This is a genomic window from Novosphingobium sp. LASN5T, assembly GCF_003856955.1.
Taxonomy (GTDB): Bacteria; Pseudomonadota; Alphaproteobacteria; order Sphingomonadales; family Sphingomonadaceae; genus Novosphingobium.
Genome location: NZ_RQSI01000044.1, coordinates 1 through 22,782 on the forward strand (window position 1 = coordinate 1; position 22,782 = coordinate 22,782).

The 22,782-nt window shown below is 66.9% G+C and carries 28 protein-coding genes; 6 read left to right on the forward strand and 22 right to left on the reverse strand.

Features of this window, described 5'->3' with window-relative positions; genetic code table 11:
- Positions 1 to 115 precede the first annotated feature (115 nt).
- On the forward strand, positions 116 to 1,447 hold the full coding sequence (locus EH199_RS19875) for a cold shock domain-containing protein (RefSeq protein ID WP_124810897.1): 1,332 nt from the start codon (positions 116 to 118) through the stop codon (positions 1,445 to 1,447).
- Between the two features lie 433 nt (positions 1,448 to 1,880).
- Here the strand turns inward: EH199_RS19875 and EH199_RS19880 are convergent, their stop codons facing one another.
- Complete coding sequence (locus EH199_RS19880) at positions 1,881 to 3,176, reverse strand: amidohydrolase family protein (protein ID WP_124810898.1); 1,296 nt, start codon at positions 3,174 to 3,176, stop codon at positions 1,881 to 1,883.
- Between the two features lie 181 nt (positions 3,177 to 3,357).
- Between EH199_RS19880 and EH199_RS19885 the strand changes: the two genes are divergently transcribed.
- Entirely contained in the window at positions 3,358 to 4,101 is a 744-nt protein-coding gene (locus EH199_RS19885; RefSeq protein ID WP_124810899.1) for a folate-binding protein YgfZ, read from the forward strand.
- Positions 4,102 to 4,108: 7 nt separating this feature from the next.
- Here EH199_RS19885 and EH199_RS19890 read toward each other — a convergent pair whose 3' ends face one another.
- Positions 4,109 to 4,699, reverse strand: a complete 591-nt coding sequence (locus EH199_RS19890) for a TetR family transcriptional regulator (RefSeq protein ID WP_124810900.1) — start codon at positions 4,697 to 4,699, stop codon at positions 4,109 to 4,111.
- A 28-nt stretch (positions 4,700 to 4,727) separates the two neighbouring features.
- On the opposite strand from EH199_RS19890, the gene EH199_RS19895 reads away from it, so the two are divergent.
- Complete coding sequence (locus EH199_RS19895) at positions 4,728 to 5,624, forward strand: metal-dependent hydrolase (protein WP_124810901.1); 897 nt, start codon at positions 4,728 to 4,730, stop codon at positions 5,622 to 5,624.
- A gap of 181 nt (positions 5,625 to 5,805) precedes the next feature.
- Entirely contained in the window at positions 5,806 to 6,099 is a 294-nt protein-coding gene (locus tag EH199_RS19900; protein WP_223806798.1) for a VOC family protein, read from the forward strand.
- A 9-nt stretch (positions 6,100 to 6,108) separates the two neighbouring features.
- On the opposite strand, the gene EH199_RS19905 is transcribed toward EH199_RS19900, so the two are convergent.
- Complete coding sequence (locus EH199_RS19905) at positions 6,109 to 6,561, reverse strand: helix-turn-helix domain-containing protein (RefSeq protein ID WP_124810902.1); 453 nt, start codon at positions 6,559 to 6,561, stop codon at positions 6,109 to 6,111.
- Positions 6,562 to 6,617: 56 nt separating this feature from the next.
- Here EH199_RS19905 and EH199_RS19910 point away from each other — a divergent pair, with 56 nt between their 5' ends.
- Complete coding sequence (locus EH199_RS19910; protein ID WP_124810903.1) at positions 6,618 to 7,226, forward strand: NAD(P)-dependent oxidoreductase; 609 nt, start codon at positions 6,618 to 6,620, stop codon at positions 7,224 to 7,226.
- A gap of 146 nt (positions 7,227 to 7,372) precedes the next feature.
- On the opposite strand, the gene EH199_RS19915 is transcribed toward EH199_RS19910, so the two are convergent.
- The 3 genes from EH199_RS19915 to rplU all read right to left on the reverse strand — a co-directional run bounded on the left by EH199_RS19915 (position 7,373) and on the right by rplU (position 8,801).
- Entirely contained in the window at positions 7,373 to 7,948 is a 576-nt protein-coding gene (locus EH199_RS19915) for a GNAT family N-acetyltransferase (RefSeq protein ID WP_124810904.1), read from the reverse strand.
- Between the two features lie 263 nt (positions 7,949 to 8,211).
- Positions 8,212 to 8,481: a 50S ribosomal protein L27 gene (gene rpmA / locus EH199_RS19920; protein ID WP_124810905.1), complete on the reverse strand. Its 270-nt coding sequence runs from the start codon at positions 8,479 to 8,481 to the stop codon at positions 8,212 to 8,214.
- Positions 8,482 to 8,504: 23 nt separating this feature from the next.
- Positions 8,505 to 8,801: a 50S ribosomal protein L21 gene (gene rplU / locus EH199_RS19925; RefSeq protein WP_124810906.1), complete on the reverse strand. Its 297-nt coding sequence runs from the start codon at positions 8,799 to 8,801 to the stop codon at positions 8,505 to 8,507.
- Between the two features lie 272 nt (positions 8,802 to 9,073).
- Here rplU and EH199_RS19930 point away from each other — a divergent pair, with 272 nt between their 5' ends.
- Positions 9,074 to 9,637: a hypothetical protein gene (locus EH199_RS19930; protein ID WP_124810907.1), complete on the forward strand. Its 564-nt coding sequence runs from the start codon at positions 9,074 to 9,076 to the stop codon at positions 9,635 to 9,637.
- Here the strand turns inward: EH199_RS19930 and EH199_RS19935 are convergent, their stop codons facing one another.
- From EH199_RS19935 to coxB, 16 genes are all read right to left on the reverse strand, one after another.
- Entirely contained in the window at positions 9,638 to 10,078 is a 441-nt protein-coding gene (locus EH199_RS19935; protein ID WP_125953836.1) for a molybdenum cofactor biosynthesis protein MoaE, read from the reverse strand.
- A gap of 1 nt (position 10,079) precedes the next feature.
- A complete protein-coding gene (locus tag EH199_RS19940; RefSeq protein ID WP_124810909.1) occupies positions 10,080 to 10,319 on the reverse strand; it encodes a MoaD/ThiS family protein in 240 nt (79 codons plus the stop codon).
- A gap of 2 nt (positions 10,320 to 10,321) precedes the next feature.
- A complete protein-coding gene (gene moaA / locus EH199_RS19945; RefSeq protein ID WP_124810910.1) occupies positions 10,322 to 11,338 on the reverse strand; it encodes a GTP 3',8-cyclase MoaA in 1,017 nt (338 codons plus the stop codon).
- Entirely contained in the window at positions 11,335 to 12,111 is a 777-nt protein-coding gene (locus EH199_RS19950) for an SDR family oxidoreductase (RefSeq protein ID WP_124810911.1), read from the reverse strand. The genes moaA and EH199_RS19950 overlap by 4 nt, the downstream gene beginning before the upstream one ends.
- Complete coding sequence (locus EH199_RS19955) at positions 12,108 to 12,482, reverse strand: dihydroneopterin aldolase (protein ID WP_124810912.1); 375 nt, start codon at positions 12,480 to 12,482, stop codon at positions 12,108 to 12,110. The genes EH199_RS19950 and EH199_RS19955 overlap by 4 nt, the downstream gene beginning before the upstream one ends.
- Before the next feature lie 202 nt (positions 12,483 to 12,684).
- On the reverse strand, positions 12,685 to 13,578 hold the full coding sequence (locus EH199_RS19960) for a class I SAM-dependent methyltransferase (protein ID WP_124810913.1): 894 nt from the start codon (positions 13,576 to 13,578) through the stop codon (positions 12,685 to 12,687).
- A gap of 18 nt (positions 13,579 to 13,596) precedes the next feature.
- A complete protein-coding gene (gene thrC, locus EH199_RS19965) occupies positions 13,597 to 15,018 on the reverse strand; it encodes a threonine synthase (RefSeq protein WP_124810914.1) in 1,422 nt (473 codons plus the stop codon).
- A gap of 35 nt (positions 15,019 to 15,053) precedes the next feature.
- Positions 15,054 to 15,647 (reverse strand): SURF1 family protein, encoded by a 594-nt coding sequence (locus EH199_RS19970; RefSeq protein ID WP_190287366.1) that lies wholly within the window; start codon positions 15,645 to 15,647, stop codon positions 15,054 to 15,056.
- Positions 15,644 to 16,018: a DUF983 domain-containing protein gene (locus EH199_RS19975; protein WP_124810915.1), complete on the reverse strand. Its 375-nt coding sequence runs from the start codon at positions 16,016 to 16,018 to the stop codon at positions 15,644 to 15,646. Before EH199_RS19975 ends, EH199_RS19970 begins: the two co-directional genes overlap by 4 nt.
- Positions 16,018 to 16,842: a cytochrome c oxidase subunit 3 gene (locus EH199_RS19980; RefSeq protein WP_124810916.1), complete on the reverse strand. Its 825-nt coding sequence runs from the start codon at positions 16,840 to 16,842 to the stop codon at positions 16,018 to 16,020. Before EH199_RS19980 ends, EH199_RS19975 begins: the two co-directional genes overlap by 1 nt.
- Positions 16,843 to 16,974: 132 nt before the next feature.
- On the reverse strand, positions 16,975 to 17,550 hold the full coding sequence (locus tag EH199_RS19985; protein ID WP_124810928.1) for a cytochrome c oxidase assembly protein: 576 nt from the start codon (positions 17,548 to 17,550) through the stop codon (positions 16,975 to 16,977).
- Positions 17,551 to 17,552: 2 nt separating this feature from the next.
- On the reverse strand, positions 17,553 to 17,717 hold the full coding sequence (locus EH199_RS24500; RefSeq protein WP_190287368.1) for a cytochrome oxidase small assembly protein: 165 nt from the start codon (positions 17,715 to 17,717) through the stop codon (positions 17,553 to 17,555).
- Positions 17,714 to 18,631 (reverse strand): heme o synthase, encoded by a 918-nt coding sequence (locus EH199_RS19990; protein ID WP_124810917.1) that lies wholly within the window; start codon positions 18,629 to 18,631, stop codon positions 17,714 to 17,716. The genes EH199_RS24500 and EH199_RS19990 overlap by 4 nt, the downstream gene beginning before the upstream one ends.
- 67 nt (positions 18,632 to 18,698) lie before the next feature.
- Positions 18,699 to 19,589, reverse strand: coding sequence for a hypothetical protein (locus EH199_RS19995; protein WP_223806800.1), 891 nt, complete (start codon positions 19,587 to 19,589; stop codon positions 18,699 to 18,701).
- Between the two features lie 146 nt (positions 19,590 to 19,735).
- On the reverse strand, positions 19,736 to 21,427 hold the full coding sequence (ctaD, locus tag EH199_RS20000) for a cytochrome c oxidase subunit I (protein ID WP_124810919.1): 1,692 nt from the start codon (positions 21,425 to 21,427) through the stop codon (positions 19,736 to 19,738).
- A gap of 22 nt (positions 21,428 to 21,449) precedes the next feature.
- A complete protein-coding gene (coxB, locus tag EH199_RS20005) occupies positions 21,450 to 22,487 on the reverse strand; it encodes a cytochrome c oxidase subunit II (RefSeq protein WP_223806801.1) in 1,038 nt (345 codons plus the stop codon).
- Positions 22,488 to 22,782: the final 295 nt, after the last annotated feature.

Here is a 22,782-nt window from a genome sequence, read left to right on the forward strand (position 1 = left end):
TCCCCGGCCGCTGCAGGCCAAGCAAAAGATCAATCAACTCTGGCTTCGTAAGCCGTTCGAGTTCCTCGCGATTCATGGGTAGTGTGAATCACAGACCGTCCACCTTGGCAAGGGGGTGGGTAATTACAAACTTTCTTCGTCAGCGAAGAATATCCTTAATATTCTTGCGGTAACTGGTCGTGAGCAATCTCCGGCGTCCCTTCACTATATCGCGGAAATCGCCACGTTCGAGATCGAGGACGCCTTGAGAGAGCTCATCGCCTCAAACCTCATCACAGTTGTTGTGTCCAAATTTGGAGATGAAGACCGCTATCGCATCTCAGCATTGGCCCAAACTTATATCAGCCGGATGCACCCGCCGTCCGCACCGGCTCAAGAGCGCATTCGCTTAAAACAGGCGCAACTTACCGCGTTGAGCGAGCGAGCAGAAGCCGACCAAAAGCGGGGTTATGTCTACGATCCAGGATTCATTCTGATTCGCTCCGAGTTTTCAGGATCAGACGCTGTGGCAGCGACCTATCTTCGTCGTGCTTTGGGGGCATTTCGGATTTGTGATTACGACACGGCGTTCGAAGAGGTCTCAAAGGCCCGAGAAATCGCTCCCTCTTTCTTCGAAGTTGCTCGCGTTGAAGCATATATCGCGGCAGGTGAGGGCAATACGCTGCGCGCCCAAACAGCCTACGAAGAGGCAATGGCGCTAAGGCCTGACTACCCACCCCTAGCCGTCCACTATGCCGGTTTTCTTGTAAAAGCCCTTGATAATGGCACTAGCGCGGAAGCGGTTCTAAGATCGGCGCTTTCTCAAGATGAGAATCCAACAGAAATTCAAACCGAGCTGGCGCGCTGCCTGCTGTATCAGCACAAATATGATGAGGCGCATAGCGAACTGATCAGTGTCGACATCGATAAAATGCGCAATGCGCGGGGAGTCGTGAAATATCACGATTTGTTGGTTCAAACATGTACGCGAAGTGCGGAAACCTATTTCGCCGACGGGGATTCTCAAAAACTCGAAACCAGCATGATACGGTTGGCTGAAGCAATACGACGCATCCCGCCCCACGCCTTAGATGCTCAGCTAGAGAAGCATTTAAGGGACGGAGAGTCGACCGCTCGGAGATTTCTCGTGCGCGAAGGTTCAACGCCGCGTGGGCGGACAGTTGCCGCGACAATTGATGCCATTGCGACGCTACTCGGTGATCCACCATCTGCCGGCGGCGCTATCGCTGATCTTACCGCAGATCGCATTGGCGGGAAGATCAGCTTCATTCCAACGGATAAGCCCTTCGGCTTCATAGATTCCGATGATGGCCGCAGCATGTTTTTCCACCAAAACAGCTTGGTCATTCGTGCCGACTTTCAGGCCTTGAAGATCGGAACGCCCGTCACATTTCAGATCGGGAGTAACGCACAGGGTCCTTGCGCAGATCGGGTCGCGATCAAGTGATGACGGGAGTTCGTGAAAATCATTTAGCTGTACCTCTACGGGTTGTCTCAGACATTCCACAATCTGACGCTTGCGGGCCTTGGTAGACAACGGCGTTGTCGCAGATAGGACTGTCCAGGGGCAAAAGAGGAATATCAGGACACGATTGAGGATTCAGGTCCTACCATTGTCTGACCCCTCAGCTCGCGGAGATCGATGCGTTAGTCCGCTTTGGCCAGGTCAGCGTTGTGAACCTGCCAGTCCGCTACCGGTCCAATCTCTTTCGGTTTGTGGCCCGTTTGGACAGGCGCCGGATGTCCGCTGCTGACGAAGCCTGCCGTTCGAAAACTCACTCTGGAACGGCAGTTTTGTCCCAAACCTCGTCCTTCCAGCCAGCCGCCGCACGGCCACTTGCACGACGTGGAAAGGATGCGGAGCCTCGCGCCCGTAACCCCTACCTGCCCCCCTTCCACACCTCCCCGTCCTTCATCACGAACCGCACCTGCCGCAGCGCGGCGATCGTGCGGGTGGGGTCGCCTGCCACGGCGACGAGGTCCGCCAGCAGGCCGGGTTTGACCGTGCCCAAGCGGTCGTCGAGGCCGAACAGTTTCGCGTTGCCCGATGTCGCGGCGAGCAGCACTTGCGCAGGCGGCAGGCCGGCGGCGGCCATCAGTTCCGCCTCGCGCGCGTTGTCGCCGTGGGCGAAGACGCCGACATCGCCGCCCACGCAGAACGCGACGCCCGCCGCGCGGGCACGGCCGAAGGCGGTGCGTGCTTCCTGCACCATCGCCGGGGCCGGCTCCGCCCCGTTCCAGCCGCGATAGCGCGCGATAGCGTCGGTGGCGGCGAGCGTGGGGCAATAGCCGGTGCCGTGCTGCTTCATCAGCGCGAAGACCTCCGCCGTGCCTTCGTCACCGTGTTCGATGGTGTCCACGCCGGCCAGCACCGCGCGGCGCATCCCCTCCGCCGTGCCGGCATGGGCGGCCACCTTGCGCCCGGCGCTGTGCGCGGCCTCCACCGCCGCCGCCATTTCCGCCTGGGTGAAGGTCGGCCGGCTCGGCTCGCCCGCGCCCCAGCGGTAATCGGCATAGAGCTTCACCACGTCCGCCCCCGCGCCGATCTGGCGGCGCGCGGCGGTGACGAGCGCCGGCCCGTCCGCCTCCTCCGCCCCCAGCGGCACGGCCACGCCCGGCTCGAACCCGCGCGGGCCATAGGCGCCGGGCGCGACCAGCGCGCGCGTGGCCACCAGCATCCGCGGTCCCGGAACGATGCCCTGCGCGATCGCCTGCTTCAGCCCGACATCGGCATAGCCCGCGCCTTCGGTGCCGAGATCGCGCACCGTGGTGAAGCCAGCCATCAGCGTCGCCCGCGCGAAAACGGTGGCGCGCGCGGTGCGCAGCGCCAGCGGCTCGTGCAGCACCTGATCGTCCCACGGGGTTTCGTTGTAGGGGTGGAGGAACAAGTGCGAATGCCCCTCGATCAGGCCGGGCAGCAGCGTGGTGCCCGGCAGATCGATCACCCGCGCGTCGGCCGGTGCGGCGATGGCCGGGCCGACCGCCTCGATCCGGTTGCCGCGCACCAGCACCTGCCAGCCGGCGTGCGGCTCCGTGCCGGTGCCGTCGAACACCGCGTCGGGCTTGAGCAGATAAGTGCCGCGCGGGGCTTCCTGCGCGGATGCGGGAGAGGCCAGCAGGGCGGCGATGAGGGCAAACAGGGGGCGGGCGAACGGGCGGGCGAACAGGCGGTACATGGGCGGACTTCCTCTCGTCAGGCGGCGATTTGAGCGGGCGCGGCGGGAAAGTCCAAGCCCTAAATTGCTGGGCGCGGGAGGGGTATCCCTTGCTCTCCCCTCCCGCACGCGGGAGGGGCTGGGGGTGGGCATCGACCGCATCCCTCTTGATTCCCTCCGCGCCGGTCTCCAGATTCGCGCGATGACCGCCACCCGCCTGTTCGACCGCGCCGTGCTCCGCCTTTCGCCGCAGGAGGCGGGCGAGGATGTGGCCGGCTTCCTCCAGGGCCTTGTCACCAGCGACATGAAAGGGCCGCTGCCGGTCTGGGCCGGGCTGCTAACCGCGCAGGGCAAGGCGCTGTTCGACTTCATCGTGTGGCGGAATGGCGACGACCTGCTGATCGACTGCGAAGCCGGCGCCGCCGACGCGCTCGCCCGGCGGCTCTCGATCTACCGGCTGCGCCGCAAGATCGCCATCGCGCGCGACGAGTCGCTGGCGGTCCACTGGAGCCCGACAGAGGGAGAGCATCCCGACCCGCGCCTGGCCGCGCTGGGCCAGCGCTGGCTCGCCCCCGCCGATCCCGCCGACCAGTCCGCCGACGCCATGTGGCGCGCGCACCGGCTGGCGCTGGGCGTGCCCGAAGGCGCGGACGAACTCGGCAGCGACAAGACGCTTTGGCTGGAAACCAACGCCGGTGATCTCAACGGCGTGAGTTTCACCAAGGGCTGCTATGTGGGGCAGGAAAACACCGCGCGGATGAACTGGCGGCAGAAGGTGAACCGCCGGCTGGTGGTGGTGCCGCTGGACCGCTCCGACGAAGCGCGGCGGCGCGTGGCCTATCCCGACCTTGGCCTTGCCGTGGACCACTTGCGCGTGGAGGATCTGCCCGCCGATCTTGCCCCCGCTTGGATGGCGCTGGCGACGGAAGGGGCCGGGGAAGACTGACCCGCTGCTAACCCTGCTGCTGTACGATGCCGGCGCGCTCGGCCGCCTCGACCAGGATCGTCTCGGCATGATCGCGCGCGGCGGTACGCGGCAGGCCCAGCGCGGCGGAAAGCGGCCCACCCATCTGCGCGTCACCCAGTGCCATCAGCACCAGCGTGAGCGTCGATTCGCGCATCGCGCCTGATCCGAAGTCGGCCAGTTCCGTGACGAGATCGTGGATCGCATCGACGATCGGGTCGAGCGCGTCCTCGTTGCCCGACAGCAGCATCCACGAAGCCAGCGCGCCGGCGCCCTCCTTGTCGAAGGCATCGAAGGTCAGGTCCACCACCTCGCGCGGGGAGCCGACGCCGGAGCGCGTGGCGATTACCGCCTCCGCGATGGTGCCGCAGATGGCGGAGGCCAGATGCGCCGCCAGCGCCTTCTGCAAGCCCGATGCCGAGCCGAAATGGTGCAGCAGATTGGCATGGGTGCGCCCGATTCGCGCCGCCACGGCCTTCAGCGTCACGGCCTGCGGCCCCGCTTCGATCAGCAGCGCGCGCGCGGCTTCGAGCGCGGCAATGCGGCTCTCCTCGGGGCTGAGACGTTTCCTTATTGACATTGATGTAAGTTACTATACCTTGAGCCGCATGAACGCAATCACCGATCCCATCGCCGTAGAACGCGCCGTTGCCGAGGGCAAGGTTGCGCCTACCCCTTCCGACCTCACCATCACCGTGCGCGACCGGCGCTTCGGGCGGGACGAGAAGCCCGGCCGCTGGTGGCTGGCGAACGATCCCGTCGCCACCGCCTGGCACAACGCGCTGTCCGCCACCTTCCCGCGCGGCGAAGCCTTCTTCATCGAGGCGGTGAAAGCCCATCGCGATGGCGTGCCGCCCAAGCTGGAGGCGGAGATCCGCGCCTTCGTGAAGCAGGAAATCAACCACACCCGCGAACACATCGTGTTCAACCGCGCCGCCAGCGAAGCCGGCTACGACATCGACAAGATCGACAAGCGCGTGGAGGAAATGCTGGCGTTGACGAAGGACCGCCCGGTGATCCTGAACCTGGCGGCGACGATGGCGCTGGAACACTATACCGCGATGATGGCGCACGAGTTCCTCGCCAACCCGCAGCACTTCGCCGGGGCCGAGCCGGAGACCGCCGCGATGTGGCGCTGGCACGCGATGGAGGAAATCGAGCACAAGGGCGTGGCCTACGACACCTGGCTGCACGCCACGCGCGACTGGAGCCGGTGGAAGCGCTGGAAGGTCAAGTCGCTGATGATGCTGGTCATCACCAAGAACTTCCTGACCCATCGCGTGGAAGACACGCTGGACCTGCTGGCGCAGGACGGGTTGACCGGCGCGAAGTGGAAATGGCGGCTGGCCGCCTACCTGCTGGGAAAGCCCGGCGTGCTGCGCCGCATCTTCCCGGCGTGGATCAGCTATTTCCTGCCCGGCTTCCACCCCTGGCAGCATGACGACCGCAAGCTGATCAACAAGGCCGACAGCGAGTTCCCCGACGCGCGGCTTTCGGCAGCCTGAAACCAGCCTTCCGGAGACGCTGCTCCTTTCCCTTGCCGGACCGCGCGCCTAAGCTGCTGCGGTTTCGGCAAGGCAGGAGGCGATCGGCATGATCGACCATATCGGCATCGCGGCGAAGGACTAAGCCGCCTCGCGCCGGTTCAATGACGCCGCGCTGGCGCCGCTGGGCATCATCCCGGTGATGGAGCTGACCGCTGCGGAAACCGGCGGCTACGAAGGCGTCGGCTATGGCCGAGACGGCAAGCCGTCTTTCTGGGTATCCAGCGGTGGCCCCAACGGCGCCGGCGTGCACATCGCCTTCACCGCGCCCACCCGCGCGCTGGTCGATGCCTTCCATGCCGCCGCCATGGCGCAGGGCGGGCGCGACAACGGCGCACCGGGTCTGCGCCCGCACTACCATCCCGCCTACTACGGGGCCTTCGTGTTCGATCCCAATGGCGTCAACGTGGAAGCGGTGTGCCACGCGCCGGAATAGCTTGGCGCTTCAACTTTCGGCCGTTTCCCGGCGGAGATCGTAGGCACGCTGCGCGGCGGCGACTTCGACCATGCAGGTTTCCGCCCATTCCAGCATCGAGCGGCAGGCCGCCATCAGTCCGCGCCCCAGCGGCGCGATGCTGTAGGTGACGGTGACCGGCACGGTCGGCTCCACCGCGCGCAGCACCAGCCCGTCACGCTCCAGCGCGCGGAGCGTCTGCGCCAGCATCTTCTGCGAAATGCCGCCGATGCGCCGCTTCAGTTCGCTGAAGCGCAAGTCCTCCTCGCCCAGCAGCAGCAGGATCAGCACGCTCCACTTGTCGGCAATGCGATCGAGCAGCTGCCGCGTGGGGCACTCGGCGGCATAGGCATTGCCGCGCCGATCATGGGCGCGCCGCCCATCACCACGAGGGGCGAGCGTTACCGTGAGGTGACCTGGTATGGAATCCGTGCGTTCTTGCATGGAGAGTTTCCATAGCGCAGCTGGTATCCATTGGAAACCACGCAAGGAGACAGGCCATGGCCATTGCAGTTCTGGGCGCCAGCGGACGCGCGGGATCGGAAATCGTGAAGGAGCTGGTCGCGCGCGGCCACGAGGTGATCGCCATCGCGCGCAAGCCCGAAGCGATCCCCGCGCTGCCGGGCGTGACCGCCAAGGCGGGCGACGCTGCAGACCCGGCCGCGCTGGCCCCGCTGATCCGGGGCGCCGACGCGGTGATCAGCGCGATCCACTTCGACGTTTCCGCCGCCACCCTGCTCTCGGCGCTGAAACAGGCCGGCGTCGGCCGCCTGCTGGTTACGGGCGGCGCGGCCAGCCTGGAAGTGGCGCCGGGCGTGCGGCTGATCGATACGCCGGAGTTCCCCGAAGCGTGGAAAGGCGCGGCGCAGGGCGGGATCGCCTTCCTGGACGCGCTGAAGGGCGAGACCGAGATCGACTGGACGTTCTTCTCGCCCGCCGCCTTCATCTTCGAAGGCCCGCGCCTTGGCACCTATCGCGGCGGCAAGGACCAGCTGGTGACCGACGACAAGGGCGAGAGCCGGATCAGCTTTGCCGACTATGCCATCGCCATGGTCGACGAGCTGGAACAGCACCGCTACCCGCGGGCACGGTTCACCGCCGGGTATTGAGCTGCCGATTACATCCTTTGCAGGCAAAGGCCGCTGCCCACCCCGCAACCCCTCCCGCACGCGGGAGGGGAGCGAGACTTGCGCCGCCGCAGGCGGTGTTAGTCGCAGCGGGGTGGGCTTTTCGCATCCACCCTACCCCCCTGCCCCTAGGCGGCGCGCATCACCTCGATAGAATCACCGGCATCGCCGCCTTCGCTCCCGCCGTTCACCGGCGCGGCAAGGTGCAGCACATAGGCCGCGGATGGCGCCGCCCCGCGGCGGGCCAGGCTGAACCGGGGACGGACATCGCCGGTGGGCACGAAGCCCACCTTGGCAAGCACCCGGCCCGACGCCAGGTTATCGAGGAAGTGGTGCGCGCCAAGCCGGCGGTGCCCCAGCGTCGGCGCGAGCGCGAGGACCGCCCGCACCGCTTCCGTCGCATAGCCCCGGCCCCAGTGCTGCCGCGCGATCCAGTATCCCAGTTCGGCCCCGCCGTCCTGGTCGGCCAGCCCCACGCAGCCGATCAGCTTTGCCCCGGTTGCACCGGGCAGCGTCACGAAAAAATGCGGGTGGCGCCGCGCCTGCGGCTGGCTGGCGAAGGCGCGCGCGTCGGCCGGGCTGTAAGGCCAGGGCGCGCGAGCAAGATTGCGCACGACCGATTCATCGTCGATCAGCGCCAGAAGCTCGGCCCAGTCCTCGGGCCAGCCTGGCCTCAGGAACAGGCGTTCGCTGCGAATGAACATGGCACATCTCCTTCATCCGCCCCTCACGCGCCCACTAAGCACATGAAGTGACAGCATTGTTTCGCGTTGCGCCGGAACGATGCGGAATCGCGCCATGCAGGCGGCCATGGGCCACCCGCGCGGTCATCCGAATTTCCGATGCGGCGGGATGAGGGAGAAACAAAAAAAGGGAGACGGGTCGGCCCCTCTCCCTCGTTCGGCCGGTCTTTCTGCGAAGACCGGCGGGGCCATCCCGTCAGGATGGCCCTTTATCGACCATCCGATTACTCGGCGGCTTCCGCCATGGCATCGACCGACACGTACTTGCGGCCGAGTTTGCCGGCGTGGAAGCGTACGCGGCCTTCGGTCAGCGCGAACAGGGTGTGATCCTTGCCGATGCCGACGTTGGCGCCCGGGTACACCTTGGTACCGCGCTGGCGGATGATAATGTTGCCGCCGATCACTTCCTGACCGCCGAACTTCTTCACGCCAAGGCGGCGACCAGCCGAATCGCGACCGTTACGCGAAGAGCCGCCTGCTTTCTTGTGTGCCATCTCGTCTTACTCCGGATCTCGAATCAGGCCACGGACACGATGCGCAGCAGGGTAAGCTGCTGGCGGTGACCGTTCTTGCGGCGATAGTTGTGGCGGCGGCGCTTCTTGAACACCACGACCTTTTCCGACTTGGCCTGCGCGATGATCTCGGCCGAAACCGTGATCTTGGCCGCGTCAGCCAGTTCGCCGTCCTTGCCCGCAAGGAGGACGTCACCGAGGGTGATCGTTTCGCCGGCTTCACCCGCCAGCTTCTCGACCGCGATCTTGTCTCCGGCGGCCACCCGATACTGCTTGCCGCCCGTGCGCACTATTGCGAACATGGTTCTACTATCCGTCTTTCAAGTCTGCCCGTCTTCACGTCTGCTCGCCAGACCCCGCACGAATCGGCGGATAGCGGGCAACACACCGGCACCCCACCGTGGGCAGGGTCCCGGAAAGAGAGGCGCGGATAGTCCAAGGTCGCCCGCCTGTCAACGCGAAAGGCCGATGCGGCGGGCGGAAATTGCATGCGCGGGCGCGGAGACACCGCGAAGGCCCGCCCAAGGCAGCGGCACATGCTGGCCAGCGGCCGCGCCCGTGCTATGGCGGCGCCATGCTTCGCCCCGATCCATTCCGCAAGCCCCCGCTCTCGCCTGCCGCCCTCCGCATCGGCATCCTCGCCATCGCCGCACTGGCCGTTCAGGGATGCGCCGCGCGCGGGCACTATCCCTCACTGGCCCGCCGGCCCGCCGAAAGCGCCTATGGCACGGGCGCTAGCGCGCCGCAGCCGGCCCCTGCCCCCGCGCCATCGGCCGCCAGCCCCGCGCTGCTCGCCCGCCTGGCCACGCTGCGCGATTCCGCCGCCAAGGCGCACCGCGATTTCGAAGCCCTGCGCCCCGCCGGAGAACGCGCGGCGGCGCAAGCGGCGGGCGCGGCGCCCGGCGCGGAGAACTGGTCGGTAGCGCAGGGCGCGCTGGCAGCGCTCGATTCGGCGCGGTCCAGCCTGCTGCTGCCGCTGGCCGATCTCGACACCCTACTGGTGGAAGCCACCAAAGCCGCCGTCGACGGCCCCGATGCCGACCTCAAGGCCGTGCGCAAGGTGCGCGACGAAGTGGATGGCTGGCTGGCGGCCGAGAACCGCTCGCTCGATTCGCTGCGCGGCCGCGTGCGCGGATAGCTACCAGCGCGCCAGGTCGGCGTGGTCCTGCGCGCGCGGTTCGATCCAGCGCCAGCCGGCGGCGGTCTTCTCGCGCTTCCAGAACCAGCTTTCGCCTTTCAGGTGGTCCATCGCGAAATCGGCGGCGGCGAAGGCATCGCGCCGGTGGCGTGCGGCGGCGGCGACCAGCACGATCGGATCGCCCGGCACCATCAGGCCCACGCGGTGCAGCAGCAGCAGCCCCTCCAGCGGCCAGCGCCGTTCGATCGTGACGGCGAGATCGGCCATGCCCGGCTGCGTCATCGGCGGATAGTGCTTCAGTTCGAGCGCTTCCACGCCGCCGTCCCCGCGCACTTGCCCGAGAAAACTGACGACGCCGCCGGCCTGTGCGTGACGGCCGATGAAGGCGTCCATTTCCGCCGCGGGATCGAACGCCGATTCGCGCAAGACGATCTCGGCCACGTCAGCCGCCCGAAACCGGTGGCAGGAAGGCCAGTTCATCGCCCTCCGCCAGCGTGATCCCGCCATGGTCGGTCAGCAGCCGGCCGTTGAGCGCGATCCGCACACGATCACCCAGCAGCTCCACGGCAAGCGCCTTGTCGAGCGTGGCCAGGATGGCCTCGAGCGGGCCGGGGGCGACCGCGCGCTCCGCCGCGCCGGCCACGTCTTCCAGACGCCCGAGGAACACCAGCCGCGCCGCCATGGTCAGCCGCCGGTCATCGACATGTGACGCGAAAGCGCGGGCGGCGCGCCGGGGCGATCGATCACGAAGCCGTGGCGTTCGGGCTTTTCGCCCATCGCGCGCGCCATGGCGACCGCGAGCGCGGCATCGGGATCGTGGGAACGCAGCGCGGCGCGCAGGTCCACCTTGCCCTCGCCGCCCAGGCACATGAACAGCTGCCCAGTGGCCGTCACCCGCACGCGGTTGCAGCCGTCGCAGAAATTGCCGGTCAGTGGGGTGATGAAGCCCAGCCGCCCGCCCGTTTCGGCGATATCGACATAGCGCGCCGGGCCGCCGGAACGCGCCTCGCTCGCCGTCAGGGTCCAGCGCGCGGCCAGATCGCGGCGCACCGAATCGAGCGGCAGGTAGTGATCGAAGCGGTCTCCCTCGACCTCGCCCAGCGGCATGACCTCGATCAGCGTGAGATCATGGCCCTGCCCGTGCGCCCAGGCGACGAGATCGGGGATTTCCGCCTCGTTGAGCCCCTTGAGCGCGACGGTATTGAGCTTGACCCGGAGGCCCGCCGCCTTCGCCGCCGCGATGCCTTCCAGCACCTGCGGCAGGCTGTCGCGCCGGGCGAGCTGCTCGAACAGTGCGCGATCGCGGGTATCGAGCGAGACGTTGATGCGCCGCACCCCCGCCGCCGCCAGATCCTCGGCGAATTCGGCCAGCCGCGTGCCGTTGGTGGTGAGCGTCAGCTCCTCCAACCCGTCTCCCAGCTTGCGCCCCAGCGCGCGGACCAGCTCGATCATGTCGCGCCGCACCAGCGGTTCGCCACCCGTCAACCGCAACTTGGTGGCGCCGCGCGCGATGAAGGTCAGCGCCAGCCGGTGGAGTTCCTCCAGCGTCAGCACTTCGGCCCGGGGCAGGAACTCCATCCGCTCCGGCATGCAATAGGCGCAGCGCAGATCGCACCGGTCGGTAACCGACAGCCGGAGGTAGGTGATCCTCCGCGCGAAGCGGTCAACCAGGGGTGCGGGGAGAGGTGCGGGCGTACTCACTTTTCCAAGTATACGAAATCACGCGGATAAGATTCAAGGTTCGCGCCGGCATCGACGAAAATAGTCTGTCCGGTGACCGAGGAGGCCGACGCCAGGTAGTGGACCGCGTCGGCTATCTCGTCGGCGCCGGGCAGGCGGCGCAGCGGCATGATCTCTTCCAGCCGGCGCCACTGTTCGGCATCGTAATCCTGCGTGGGCAGGATCAAGCCCGGCGCCACGCCGTTCACGCGCACGCGCGGCGCCAGCGAACGCGCCAGCGTGCGCACCGAGGCGTGCAGCGCCTGCTTCGACAGCGTGTAGCTGAGCTGATCGGGCACGGGGTTCACCACGCGCTGGTCGAGGATGTTGACCACCGAGCCATCGCCTTCCCCCAGCGCCTCGACAAAGGCGCGGGTCAGCAGCATCGGCGCGAACAGGTTGACGCGGAAATGATGCTCCAGCGCGGAAGGCGTCATCGTCGCGATGGTGTCGTCGTGGAACACCGAAGCCGAATTGACCAGCAGACGCGGCGCGCGCCCGGCCTGTTCGCGCAAGTCCGCCAGCAGCCGTTCCGCGCAGGCCGGATCGTCGAGATCGCCCGCCAGCGGCACCACGCGGGCGCCGATCCATTCGAGCTGGGCGGCAAATTCCGTGTCGAACGAGCCGGCGTGGTGCGCGTGGAGCGCCAGGTCCCACCCCGCAGATGCCAGCTTGCGCGCGATGGCGGCGCCGATCCTGCGCCAGCCGCCGGTGACCAGCGCAAGCGGTCTTGGCGCTGGTCCGTCCTCGCTCAACCGCGCCGCTCGCGCGTGAGCGTGATGCCGATTTCCTCGCCGTTCTCGCTGATCGCCAGCTTGACGATCTTCACCGCGATCCGTTCGATCCGCGTATCCTGCAGGAACAGCGTTTCGCAGATGTGGTCGGCCACCGCCTCGATGAGCTTGAAATGGACGTCCTTGGGCAGCCCGTCCGAGGCGGCGAACTTGAGGTCCATGTAGTTCTTGCTCGCCGATAGCGGGCAATCGGGCGAATAGCCGTCGCGCGGCGTCAGCCAGGCCTGGATGGAGATGCGCAGCGGCTGCGGCCGCCCGGTCTCCTCCGAGTAGATCCCGGTGAGCACGTCGGTTTCGATGTTGGCGACTTCGAGGATGAGGCTGTCAGACACGGCGCGGCATTTGGCAGCGCGCGTAGGAAAAGTCCACCATTACGCGCTGGCGGCCCCTGGCAGTGTTACGCCGCTTCGTCATTGCGAGCGTAGCGAAGCAATCCAGAGTCCCGCGTGCCGCTCTGGATTGCCGCGGGGCTTTGCCCCTCGCAATGACGAAAGAAAGCTATGCCGTCCGGTTCTGGCTGAGTTGACAGGCGGGTTACACGCCTTGCGCGTTCCACCGCGCGAAGATCGCGGTCGGCAGCAGGCGTCCGTCGTCGCCATCCTCGCGAATCGCGAGGTCGCCGTGTTCGATCGTGCCGGGCAGATCGGCCAGCGCTTCGGCCAGCAGGCCGGCGATGGCGAGCGAGGACATCCGCACCGCATAGACCGTCAGGAACAGGAAGCGGCTTTCGGCATCGAGCAGGTGCCGGCAATCGGCGATCAGGCCCGGCAGGTTCTCTTCCAGCCGCCAGACCTCGCCATCCGGCCCCCGGCCGAACTTGGGCGGATCGAGGATGATCCCGTCATAGCGCCGCCCGCGCCGCACTTCGCGCGCGGCGAACTTGGCGGCATCGTCGACGATCCAGCGCACCGGCCGCTCGGCCATGCCCGAAAGCGCGGCATTGGCGCGCGCCTGCGCGACCGACTTCTTCGAGGCATCGACGTGCGTGACCGGCCCGAACGCCGACAGGGACAGTGTGCCGACGCCGGTATAGCCGAACAGGTTGAGCGTGGAGGCGTCGGACTTGCCTTCCAGCCGGTCCCCCATCCAGTCCCACACCGGGGCCATATCGGGGAAGAAGCCAAGATGGCGGAACGGCGTACAGGAGGCGGTGAAGCGCACTTCGCCCCGCGTGAGGTCCCAGCCTTCGCGCGGCACCGGCCGGTCGAACATCCAGCGCCCGCCGCCGTCCTCGTCGGAGCCAGGCACGAACTCCCCGTCCGCCGTCCAGTCGGCCTGGCGCGGCGTCCACAGCGCCTGCGGTTCGGGCCGGATGAAGCGGTAACGCCCATAGCGTTCCAGCTTGCGCCCGTGTCCGCTGTCAACCAGCCCGAAATCGGGCCAGCCCTGCCCGATCATCAGGCGGGGCGCGGAATCGAGCCGGGCCATGCGCTTTCCCGCGTCCCGTCAGCCGTGGCGCGGCGTGGCGCGTTCGGCGATCCACGCGGCCACGACATCGTAATCGCCCGGCAGGTGCGCGCAGGATTCCTCGCGCTCGAACAGGTCGCCCATCCGCATCGGCAGCGCGGGGCGGACGCCGGTGGCGCGTTCCACCGCATCGCGGAACTTGGCCGGATGCGCGGTCGCCAGCGTCACCACGGGAACCCCGGCGGGGATGCCCTGCGCCGTGCGCGCACCGTGCAGGCCGATCGCGGTGTGCGGATCGAGCACTTCACCCGTCGCCTCGTGCGCCCAGCGCATCGCGTGGGCCATGTCGTTGGCGTCGGCGCGGGCGCTGGTGAACAGCGCGGCGATGCTTTCGCGCTGGGTGTTGGTCAGCCGCATCGCCTTCGTCGCTTCAAAGCCCTTCATCTGCGCGGCCAGCGCGGCGCCATCGCGCCCGGCGGCATCGAACAGCAGGCGTTCGAAGTTCGACGAAACCTGGATGTCCATCGACGGCGCGGCCGTGGGCGTGACGGTGCTGGCCGAATAATCCCCGCTCGACAGCGCGCGGTGCAGGATGTCGTTGACGTTGGTGGCGACGATCAGCCGCTCAATCGGCAGGCCCATCTTCGCCGCGACATAACCGGCGAAGACATCGCCGAAATTGCCGGTCGGCACGCTGAAGGCCACCTTGCGCTGCGGCGCGCCAAGCTGGAGCGCGGCGGCGAAGTAGTACACCACCTGCGCCATCAGGCGCGCCCAGTTGATCGAGTTGACCGCGCTGATCGCGAAGCGGCCGGTCATCGCGGCATCGTTGAACATGCGCTTCACCATCGCCTGGGCATCGTCGAAGCTGCCGTCGATGGCGATGTTGTAGACGTTCGGCGCTAGCACCGTGGTCATCTGCCGGCGCTGCACGTCGCTGACCCGGCCATGCGGATGCAGCATGAAGATATCGACCCCGGCGCGGCCCGCCACCGCGTCGATCGCGGCGGAACCGGTATCGCCCGAGGTGGCGCCGACGATGGTGATATGTTGATCGCTGCCATCGGCCTTCGGGCGGCTGAGGAACTCCTCGAACAGCAGCCCCAGCAGTTGCAGCGCCACGTCCTTGAACGCCAGCGTGGGGCCATGGAACAGTTCCAGCACCCACTGCTTTTCATCAAGTTGCTTGAGCGGCGTGACCGCGACATGGGCAAAACGGCCATAGGCCTGCCGGCACAGCTCCAGCAACCGCTCCGGCGTGAGGCAATCGCCGACGAAGGGCTGCATCACCCGCGCCGCCAGTTCGGCATAGGGCAGCCCGGCCATGGCGGCGATTTCCGCCTCGGTGAAGGTGGGCCAGGTTTCCGGCACGTAAAGCCCGCCATCGGACGCGAGGCCCGCCAGGGTGGCGCCCTGGAAGTCGAGCGCGGGCGCGTTGCCGCGCGTGCTGATGTACTTCATGGCAGAATCCTTACATGCCCCGGCTTGCGGCGCGGTTAGCCGCGCCGGCCCGGCCCGGCAAGCCGCTTCGCAAGCGCAAGGGCATAGATTACCGCCGCGCCCGTGGCGAACAGGAACCACTGCACGGCATAGGCCAGGTGATTGTTGGGAATATCGCGCGGGTCCGGACGCGCCAAGGGCGCCAGCCCGGCCTGCGGCGGATCGGCGATCAGGCGCGCGCTGTGCCCCGCGCCGGAGGCAACGATGCCGCTGACCTTGCCGCCCGTCCACGATACCGGCGCTGGTTGCAACGCCCACCCCAGCGCGACATCGACCTGCCCGCCGCCGTCGATGCGGCAGGTGGCGACTTGCGCCACGCCCTGTTCCCCCCGCGCGCTGCGGCCGGCGATGGCGGTGGTGGCCAGCACCTGATCGCACCACACGGTGCTGCGGCGATACAGCGCGGCTTCGATCGCCTGCGGATCGCGCGGCCACGGCACCTCGGCGCTGTCCACGCGCACCGCGGCGTAGCGCGCGATCAGCGCTTCCTTCCACGCCCGGCGCTGCAACTGCCACACGCCCAGCCCGATCATCGTGGCGACCGCCGCCAGCACGACCAGCGTGGGCACGATGGGGATGCGGCGGATCATGCGCCACCCTCCCGGCGCAACCGGCGCACCAGCCGCGCCGCCTTGGCCACGCGCAGCGCCAGCGTGACCACGCCGGCCGCCAGCAGGGGCCAGACCAGCGCCAGCACCCAGACCGGAAAGCGCACCATATCGTCCAGCCGCAGCGCCACCAGGATCAGCAGCACCGTGACCGGCAGCATCACCGGGTAGAGCTGGCGCCCCTGCAGTTCATGGCTGGCGAAATCCTGCCCGCAGGCGCGGCAGCGCGGCGCGAACGTCGCCGGCCCGGCAAACAGCGTGCGCGCGCCACAGCGGGGGCAGGATGCGGAAAGGGCAGCCCGGAGAATTCCGGACTGCCCTTTCGATTCCGCCTGATCGGCCGGATGCGGCATCAGTGGGTCGGGTAACCCCAACCGCCCCAGACGTAGATCGCGACGAACAGGAACAGCCACACCACGTCGACGAAGTGCCAGTACCACGCGGCCGCTTCGAAACCGAAGTGCTGGCGCGGGGTGAAATCGCCCTTGTAGGCGCGCACCTGGCAGACGATCAGGAAGATCGTGCCGACAATCACGTGGAAGCCGTGGAACCCGGTGGCCATGTAGAAGGCCGAACCATAAGTGTTCTTGCCGAAGGCGAACGGCGCGTGCGCGTATTCGTAAGCCTGGATCGAGCTGAACAGCAGACCCAGCAGGATCGTGGCCCACAGGCCCTTCTTCAGGCCATCGCGATCACCGTGGATCAGCGCGTGGTGGCCCCAGGTGAGGGTGCAGCCCGAGCACAGCAGGATCAGCGTGTTCAGCAGCGGCAGATCGAACGGGTCCATTACCGCCTCGATCGCCTTGGGCGGCCACTGGCCACCGATCACGTCCACGTTGATGGTCGACGGGAACAGCGAGAAATCGAAGAAGGCCCAGAACCAGCCGACGAAGAACATCACTTCCGAAGCGATGAACAGGATCATGCCGTAGCGCTGGTGCAGCTGCACCACCGGGGTGTGATCGCCCGCGTGCGCTTCCTTGATGACCTTGCCCCACCACGAGAACATCGTGAGGAGAACGCCAAGCAGGCCCAGCAGCATCACCGCCTTGCCACCGGGCAGGCTGTGCATGAAAAGCACGCCGCCGCTGGTCATGGTCAGCGCCGAAAGCGCGCCGGTGAGCGGCCAGATATCCGGCGGCAGAATGTGGTAATCGTGGTTCTTAGCGCCAGCCATGATGGTCTGATTCCCCCAAATTTCTCATGGCATCCGGACATGATCCAGACGCAACTCAATTTCGGCCTTTATCGCCAGCGAACGGCGCGGTCCAGTGGCTTTCGGCCCCTTTCCCGACTTAGCGCCACCACCCTACTTCGCCGCCGGCACGGGCGCGGTCCCGGCCGCCTCGTGGAAGGTATAGCTCAGCGTGATTTCGCCGATATCCTTGGCGTTGGCATCGTCCAGCATCGCCGGATCGACATAGTAGATCACCGGCATCCGCACTTCCTGACCCGGTTCCAGCCGCTGTTCGTTGAAGCAGAAGCACTGGATCTTGTGGAAATAGGCGCCGGTCTGTTCGGGCGTGACGTTGAACGTGGCACGCCCGATGATCGGGTGGGTGGAAGTGTTCTTCGCGTTGAAGAACGCCATCTTGCGTTCGCCGATGCGCCCGTCCTGCGTCACCTGTTCCGGCCGGAACTGCCAGGGCATGCCGCTGGCCACGTTGGCATCGAAGCGCACACGGACGGGCCGCGCGGTGACCTTGACCGAATCGGCCTGCGCGGCGGTGGAGCGCTGCGTGGTGCCGTTGAAACCGGTCGCCTGGCAGAACAGGCGGTAGAGCGGGACCGAGGCATAGCCCAGCCCCAGCATCGCCAGCGCCCCGCCCGCCGCGATCAGCGCGACCTTGCGGTTGCTGCCGCGGCCTTGCGTCGCGGTGGCCACGCTCACATCTGCCCCGATGCGTGGACGCTCATCTTCACGATCGTGATCGCGAAGAACAGCACCGCCAGCGCGCCAAGGATCAGGCCCAGCACCTTGCTGCGGGCACGCTGCCGCGCGCGATAGGCTTCGCTTTCGGCGGGACTCAGGTGATCGTCATTGGGGTTCATGCTTGCCAGCCTTGCACCGTGGCGATGCGATCGGCAACCAGCATCGCAAAAAGCACGAAGAGATAGAGCACTGAATAGCCGAACAGGCGCTTTTCGGGCTTCATGCCATCGTCCGGCACGCTGGTGCGCAGGCCAACGCGGACCGAGAGCGCCACGAACACCAGCCCCAGCACCAGCGCCGACAGGCCATAGACCAGCCCCGTGCCGCCGATGAACCATGGCACCAGCGTCAGCGGCAGCAGGAACACGGCATAGGCCAGGATCTGGCGGCGCGTGGCCTTTTCGCCCGCCACCACCGGCATCATCGGAATGCCGACCTTGGCGTAGTCCGTCTGCACGAACAGCGCGAGCGCCCAGAAATGCGGCGGCGTCCAGAAGAAGATGATCAGGAACAGCAGCACCGGCATCAGCGTGACATGGCCCGTGACCGCCACCCAGCCGATCAGCGGCGGAAAGGCACCCGCCCCGCCGCCGATGACGATGTTCTGCGGCGTGCGCGGCTTGAGCCAGACGGTGTAGATCCACGCATAGTAGAAGATCGACACCGCCAGGATCGCCGCCGCCAGCCAGCCGTTGGCCAGCCCCATGACCATGACCGAGGCGCCGGCCAGCGCAAAGCCGAAATCGCGCGCGGATTCGCGATCCATGCGCCCGGCCGGCAGCGGCCGTTCGCGCGTGCGCTTCATCCCCGCGTCGATATCCGCTTCCCACCACTGGTTGAGCGCGGCGGCCCCGCCCGCGCCCACAGCGATGCACAGGATCGCGGTGAAACCCAGCACCGGATGGATGTCCCCCGGCGCGGCGAGCAGGCCGCACAGGCCGGTGAAGATCACCAGCGTCATCACGCGCGGCTTGGTCAGCGCGAAGAAATCCCGCCAGTCGGCAGGCAGCGTCAGGGTCTTGGCGGCATCCATCGTGCGCGCGCTATAGTCCCGCGCGCGCGGAAGGGAAAGCCGGTGAGAACAATGCGCCACCCGCGCGTCAGCGCGGTGGCTTGCAGGGCTTGCCGTCGTACTCCAGGCGGTTGCGGGCATAGACCGTCCCATTCCAGCGGATCACCGGAAAGCAGAAGCCGGGGCCGCCGACCTCGATGTCCGGCCAGCCACCGACCCCACGGGCCGCCTTGAAATCGGGGATGCCGACCTCGTTCGCCATCAGCTTCCAGCCGCCGTTCGCCTGCCCGGCCACGATCCAGAAGGCGGCCCCGGTATTGCCATAGCAGAACAGCCCGCCTTCCACGATCACCGCATCGGGGTGGCCATCGCCGTTGAGATCGCGGCGCTGGTCGATCCGGCCGGGTTCGTAGGTCGCACCATCGTCGTTGCCATCGTTGCAACCGCTTTCCCAGCGCCCGTGCACCTGCCGGAAGCCGGCGGCGGCGAAGATCGCGGCGTCGCCGGTCACCGGACCGCGCGGTGCCGCCTGAGGCCGGGGCGGCGCTCCGGCGGTGACCGTCTCGGCCGGACGATAGACCGTGCCATCGAAGCGCAATTGCCCGGTCCGCCCGCCACTGGTGGTGGACAGCACGAACCAGCCGCCGAATGCGGTGCCGGTGGTGGCAACGGTGCCCTGCCCTTCCAGAATGCGGCGCCACCGGCCATCCGGCGCCTGCGTGGCGATCGCGTACCAGCGCCCGTCGGGCTTGTAGCAAGGCCCGGCATCGATGAAGAGCGCTTCCTTGCGCCCGTCGGCGTTCATGTCGACAAAGGTGATGCGCGGACTGGCGGCCGCGCCGCAGCGGTTGGTCGGGTGATCGCCGTTCGCGCTGATCGGAAACCCGCCGGCGGCATAGAGCTGCATCGCTTCCGCCCGCGCCATCGCCGCGCGGGCGGGCACCGGAAGCGCGAACCCCGCCGCAAGAACGCTTGCCACCGCATACCCAATCCGCCGCATCGCCTTGCCCCCGACTGCTGCAACGAAAGTTATAATCCCACGCCGCGTGAAAAAGGCCAGCGCAAAAGAAAAGAGGCCCCGGATCGCTCCGGAGCCTCTTGTCATGGTTCAGGCGAAACCGCCGATCAGTGCGCCGCCTTGGCGTCGATCACCGGCAGGGTTTCGAACTGGTGGAACGGCGGCGGGCTGGACAGGGTCCATTCCAGCGTCGTCGCGCCTTCGCCCCAGTAGTTGGCTTCGGCCTTCTTGCCGGCCAGGAAGGCGTAGGCGATGTTGATCAGGAAGATCACGATGCTGACCGACATGATCATGTAGCCGTCGGTGGCGACCTTGTTCCAGTGTTCGAACGCCGGAGCATAGTCGGGGTAGCGACGCGGCATGCCGTTCGCGCCCAGGAAGTGCATCGGGAAGAAGATCAGGTTCACGCCGACGAAGAACACCCAGAACTGCAGGTGCGCCAGGAATTCGGAGTGCATCCGGCCGCTCATCTTCGGGAACCAGTAATAGAACCCGGCGAAGAGCGACGTGACCGCGCCCAGCGACAGCACGTAGTGGAAGTGCGCCACCACGTAGTAGGTATCCTGGAGGTTATCGTCGATGCCGCCGTTGGCCAGCACCACGCCGGTCACGCCGCCCAGGGTGAACAGGAAGATGAAGCCGATCGCCCAGACCATCGGCGACTTGAATTCGAGGCTGCCGCCCCACATCGTCGCGATCCACGAGAAGATCTTGATGCCGGTGGGCACCGCGATGACCATGGTCGCCGCGGTGAAGTACATCTTCGTGTTCACGTCGAGGCCGGTGGTGTACATGTGGTGCGCCCACACGATGAAGCCGACAACGCCGATCGCGACCATGGCGTAAGCCATGCCGAGATAGCCGAACACCGGCTTCTTCGAGAAGGTCGAGATGATCTGGCTGATGATGCCGAAGCCCGGCAGGATCATGATGTACACTTCGGGGTGCCCGAAGAACCAGAACAGGTGCTGGTACAGGATCGGATCACCACCGCCGGCGGGATCGAAGAACGTCGTGCCGAAGTTGCGGTCCGTCAGCAGCATGGTGATCGCGGCGGCGAGAACCGGCAGCGACAGCAGCAGCAGGAACGCGGTGACCAGCACCGACCACACGAACAGCGGCATCTTGTGCAAGGTCATGCCCGGCGCGCGCATGTTGAAGATCGTGGTGATGAAGTTGATCGCGCCCAGAATCGAACCCGCGCCCGCAAGGTGCAGCGAGAAGATCGCGAAATCGACGGCCGGCCCGACAGAGCCCGAGGTCGAGAGCGGGGCATAGACCGTCCATCCGGTGCCCGCGCCGTTACCCACGCCGCCCGGCACGAAGGCCGAGAACATCAGCGAGCAGAAACCGACGAAGGTCAGCCAGAACGAGATGTTGTTCATGCGCGGGAAGGCCATGTCCGGCGCGCCGATCATGATCGGAACGAACCAGTTGCCGAAGCCGCCGATGATCGCCGGCATGACCATGAAGAACACCATGATCAGGCCGTGCGCGGTGATCAGCACGTTCCACAGGTGGAGCTGCTGGTCGAAGCTGGGATTCTTTTCGCCCAGGAAGCTGGCGACGGCACCGAGATACTGGATGCCCGGCTGGGCCAGTTCGGCGCGCATGATGCCCGACACGGCGCCGCCTACGATGCCCGCGAAGATCGCGAAGATCAGGTAGAGCGTGCCGATGTCCTTGTGGTTGGTGGACATGAACCAGCGAGCGAAGAAGCTCGGCTTGTGATCGTGATCGTGCGCATCGTGGTTATGATGCGCATCGAACCCTTCGTGGTCTGCGGGAATGGTGGCCATGACGGTCTACCCCTTTCCTGAATTACGCGGCCGGCGACGCGGAAGCGTCGGCAGCGGGAGCGGACGCATCCGCGGCGGGAGCGGCGGCGGCCGGAGCGGCGGCAGGCGCCGCTTCCTTCGGACCGACGGTGCCGCCCTGAGCCTTCACCCAGGCTTCGAACTGCGGCCGGCTGACGGCTTCGACCACGATCGGCATGTAGCCGTGGCGAACGCCGCAGAGTTCGGAACACTGGCCGTAGTACACGCCCGGTTCCTTGATGAAGAGTTCCTTCTCGTTGATCCGGCCCGGCACCGCGTCCAGCTTGAACCACAGCGAGGGCACGGCGAACGAGTGGATCACGTCAGCGCCCACCGTCTGCATGCGGATCGGTTCGCCATAGGGCACGACCATGCGCGCATCGGCACCAAGCTGCGGCGGCTCGCCACGCTTCAGCGCTTCCTCGTCCGGCAGCATGTTCGAGATCACTTCGAAGCCGCCGTTATCGGGATAGGTATAGCCCCAGTACCACTGGTAGCCCGTGGCCTTGACCGTGAGCGCGTTCTTCGGCGCCGGCGTGTACTGCGCGGCCAGAAGGCGGATCGACGGCACGGCGATGACCACCAGGATGAGCACCGGCAGCAGGGTCCAGATCACTTCGATCAGCGTGTTGTGGCTGGTCTTCGACGCGACCGGATTGGCGCTGCGGCGGAAGCGCGCCATCACGAACAGCAGCAGCACCAGCACGAAGAGGGTGATCACGGTAATGATCGGCATCAGCACGTAATCGTACATGCGCAGCGCCTGCTGGCCCGTGATCGAATACTGGTCCTGGAAGGACAGCGCGCCGGCAACTGGCTGGCCCTTGCCCGGCGTGGGCTTGGCCGGAACGTAGCTGCTCTTTTCGGCACCGGCGTCGGCCTTGGCGGCCGGCTGGACGGCATCGGCGGCGGGCGCCGCGGCGGCCGCGACAGGCGCGGCGGCAGGCGCCGCCATGACCTGCGGGGCGAACGCCAGCGCCGCTGCGACGCCAAGGGTCCGGATCGCTTTGCCCATGGCCTGGGCTGTATCGGCTAGACTCATCGTCGAAAGTTCCGCTTCCCTGTGTACGCCCCGCCCTTGACCTAAGGACCAAAGCGTATCCCCTCTAATCGCCCCAAGTAGGACAATTTGTCCCGCCTATACGCGGCACCTCACCATCCCTCAAGCGCCTAGACCCATATTTTTCCGACGGCCCGGCCAGCGCCGCTTTGCCATGCGAAAATGCTTGCCGCGCGGGCGCGCGCGGGCCATTTGCGCGGTTCGCCGTTCCACGGCTTGCGGGCCGGCGGTACAGGCGACCAACAAGGCCGAATCCGGCATCATCGTGCGAGGCATC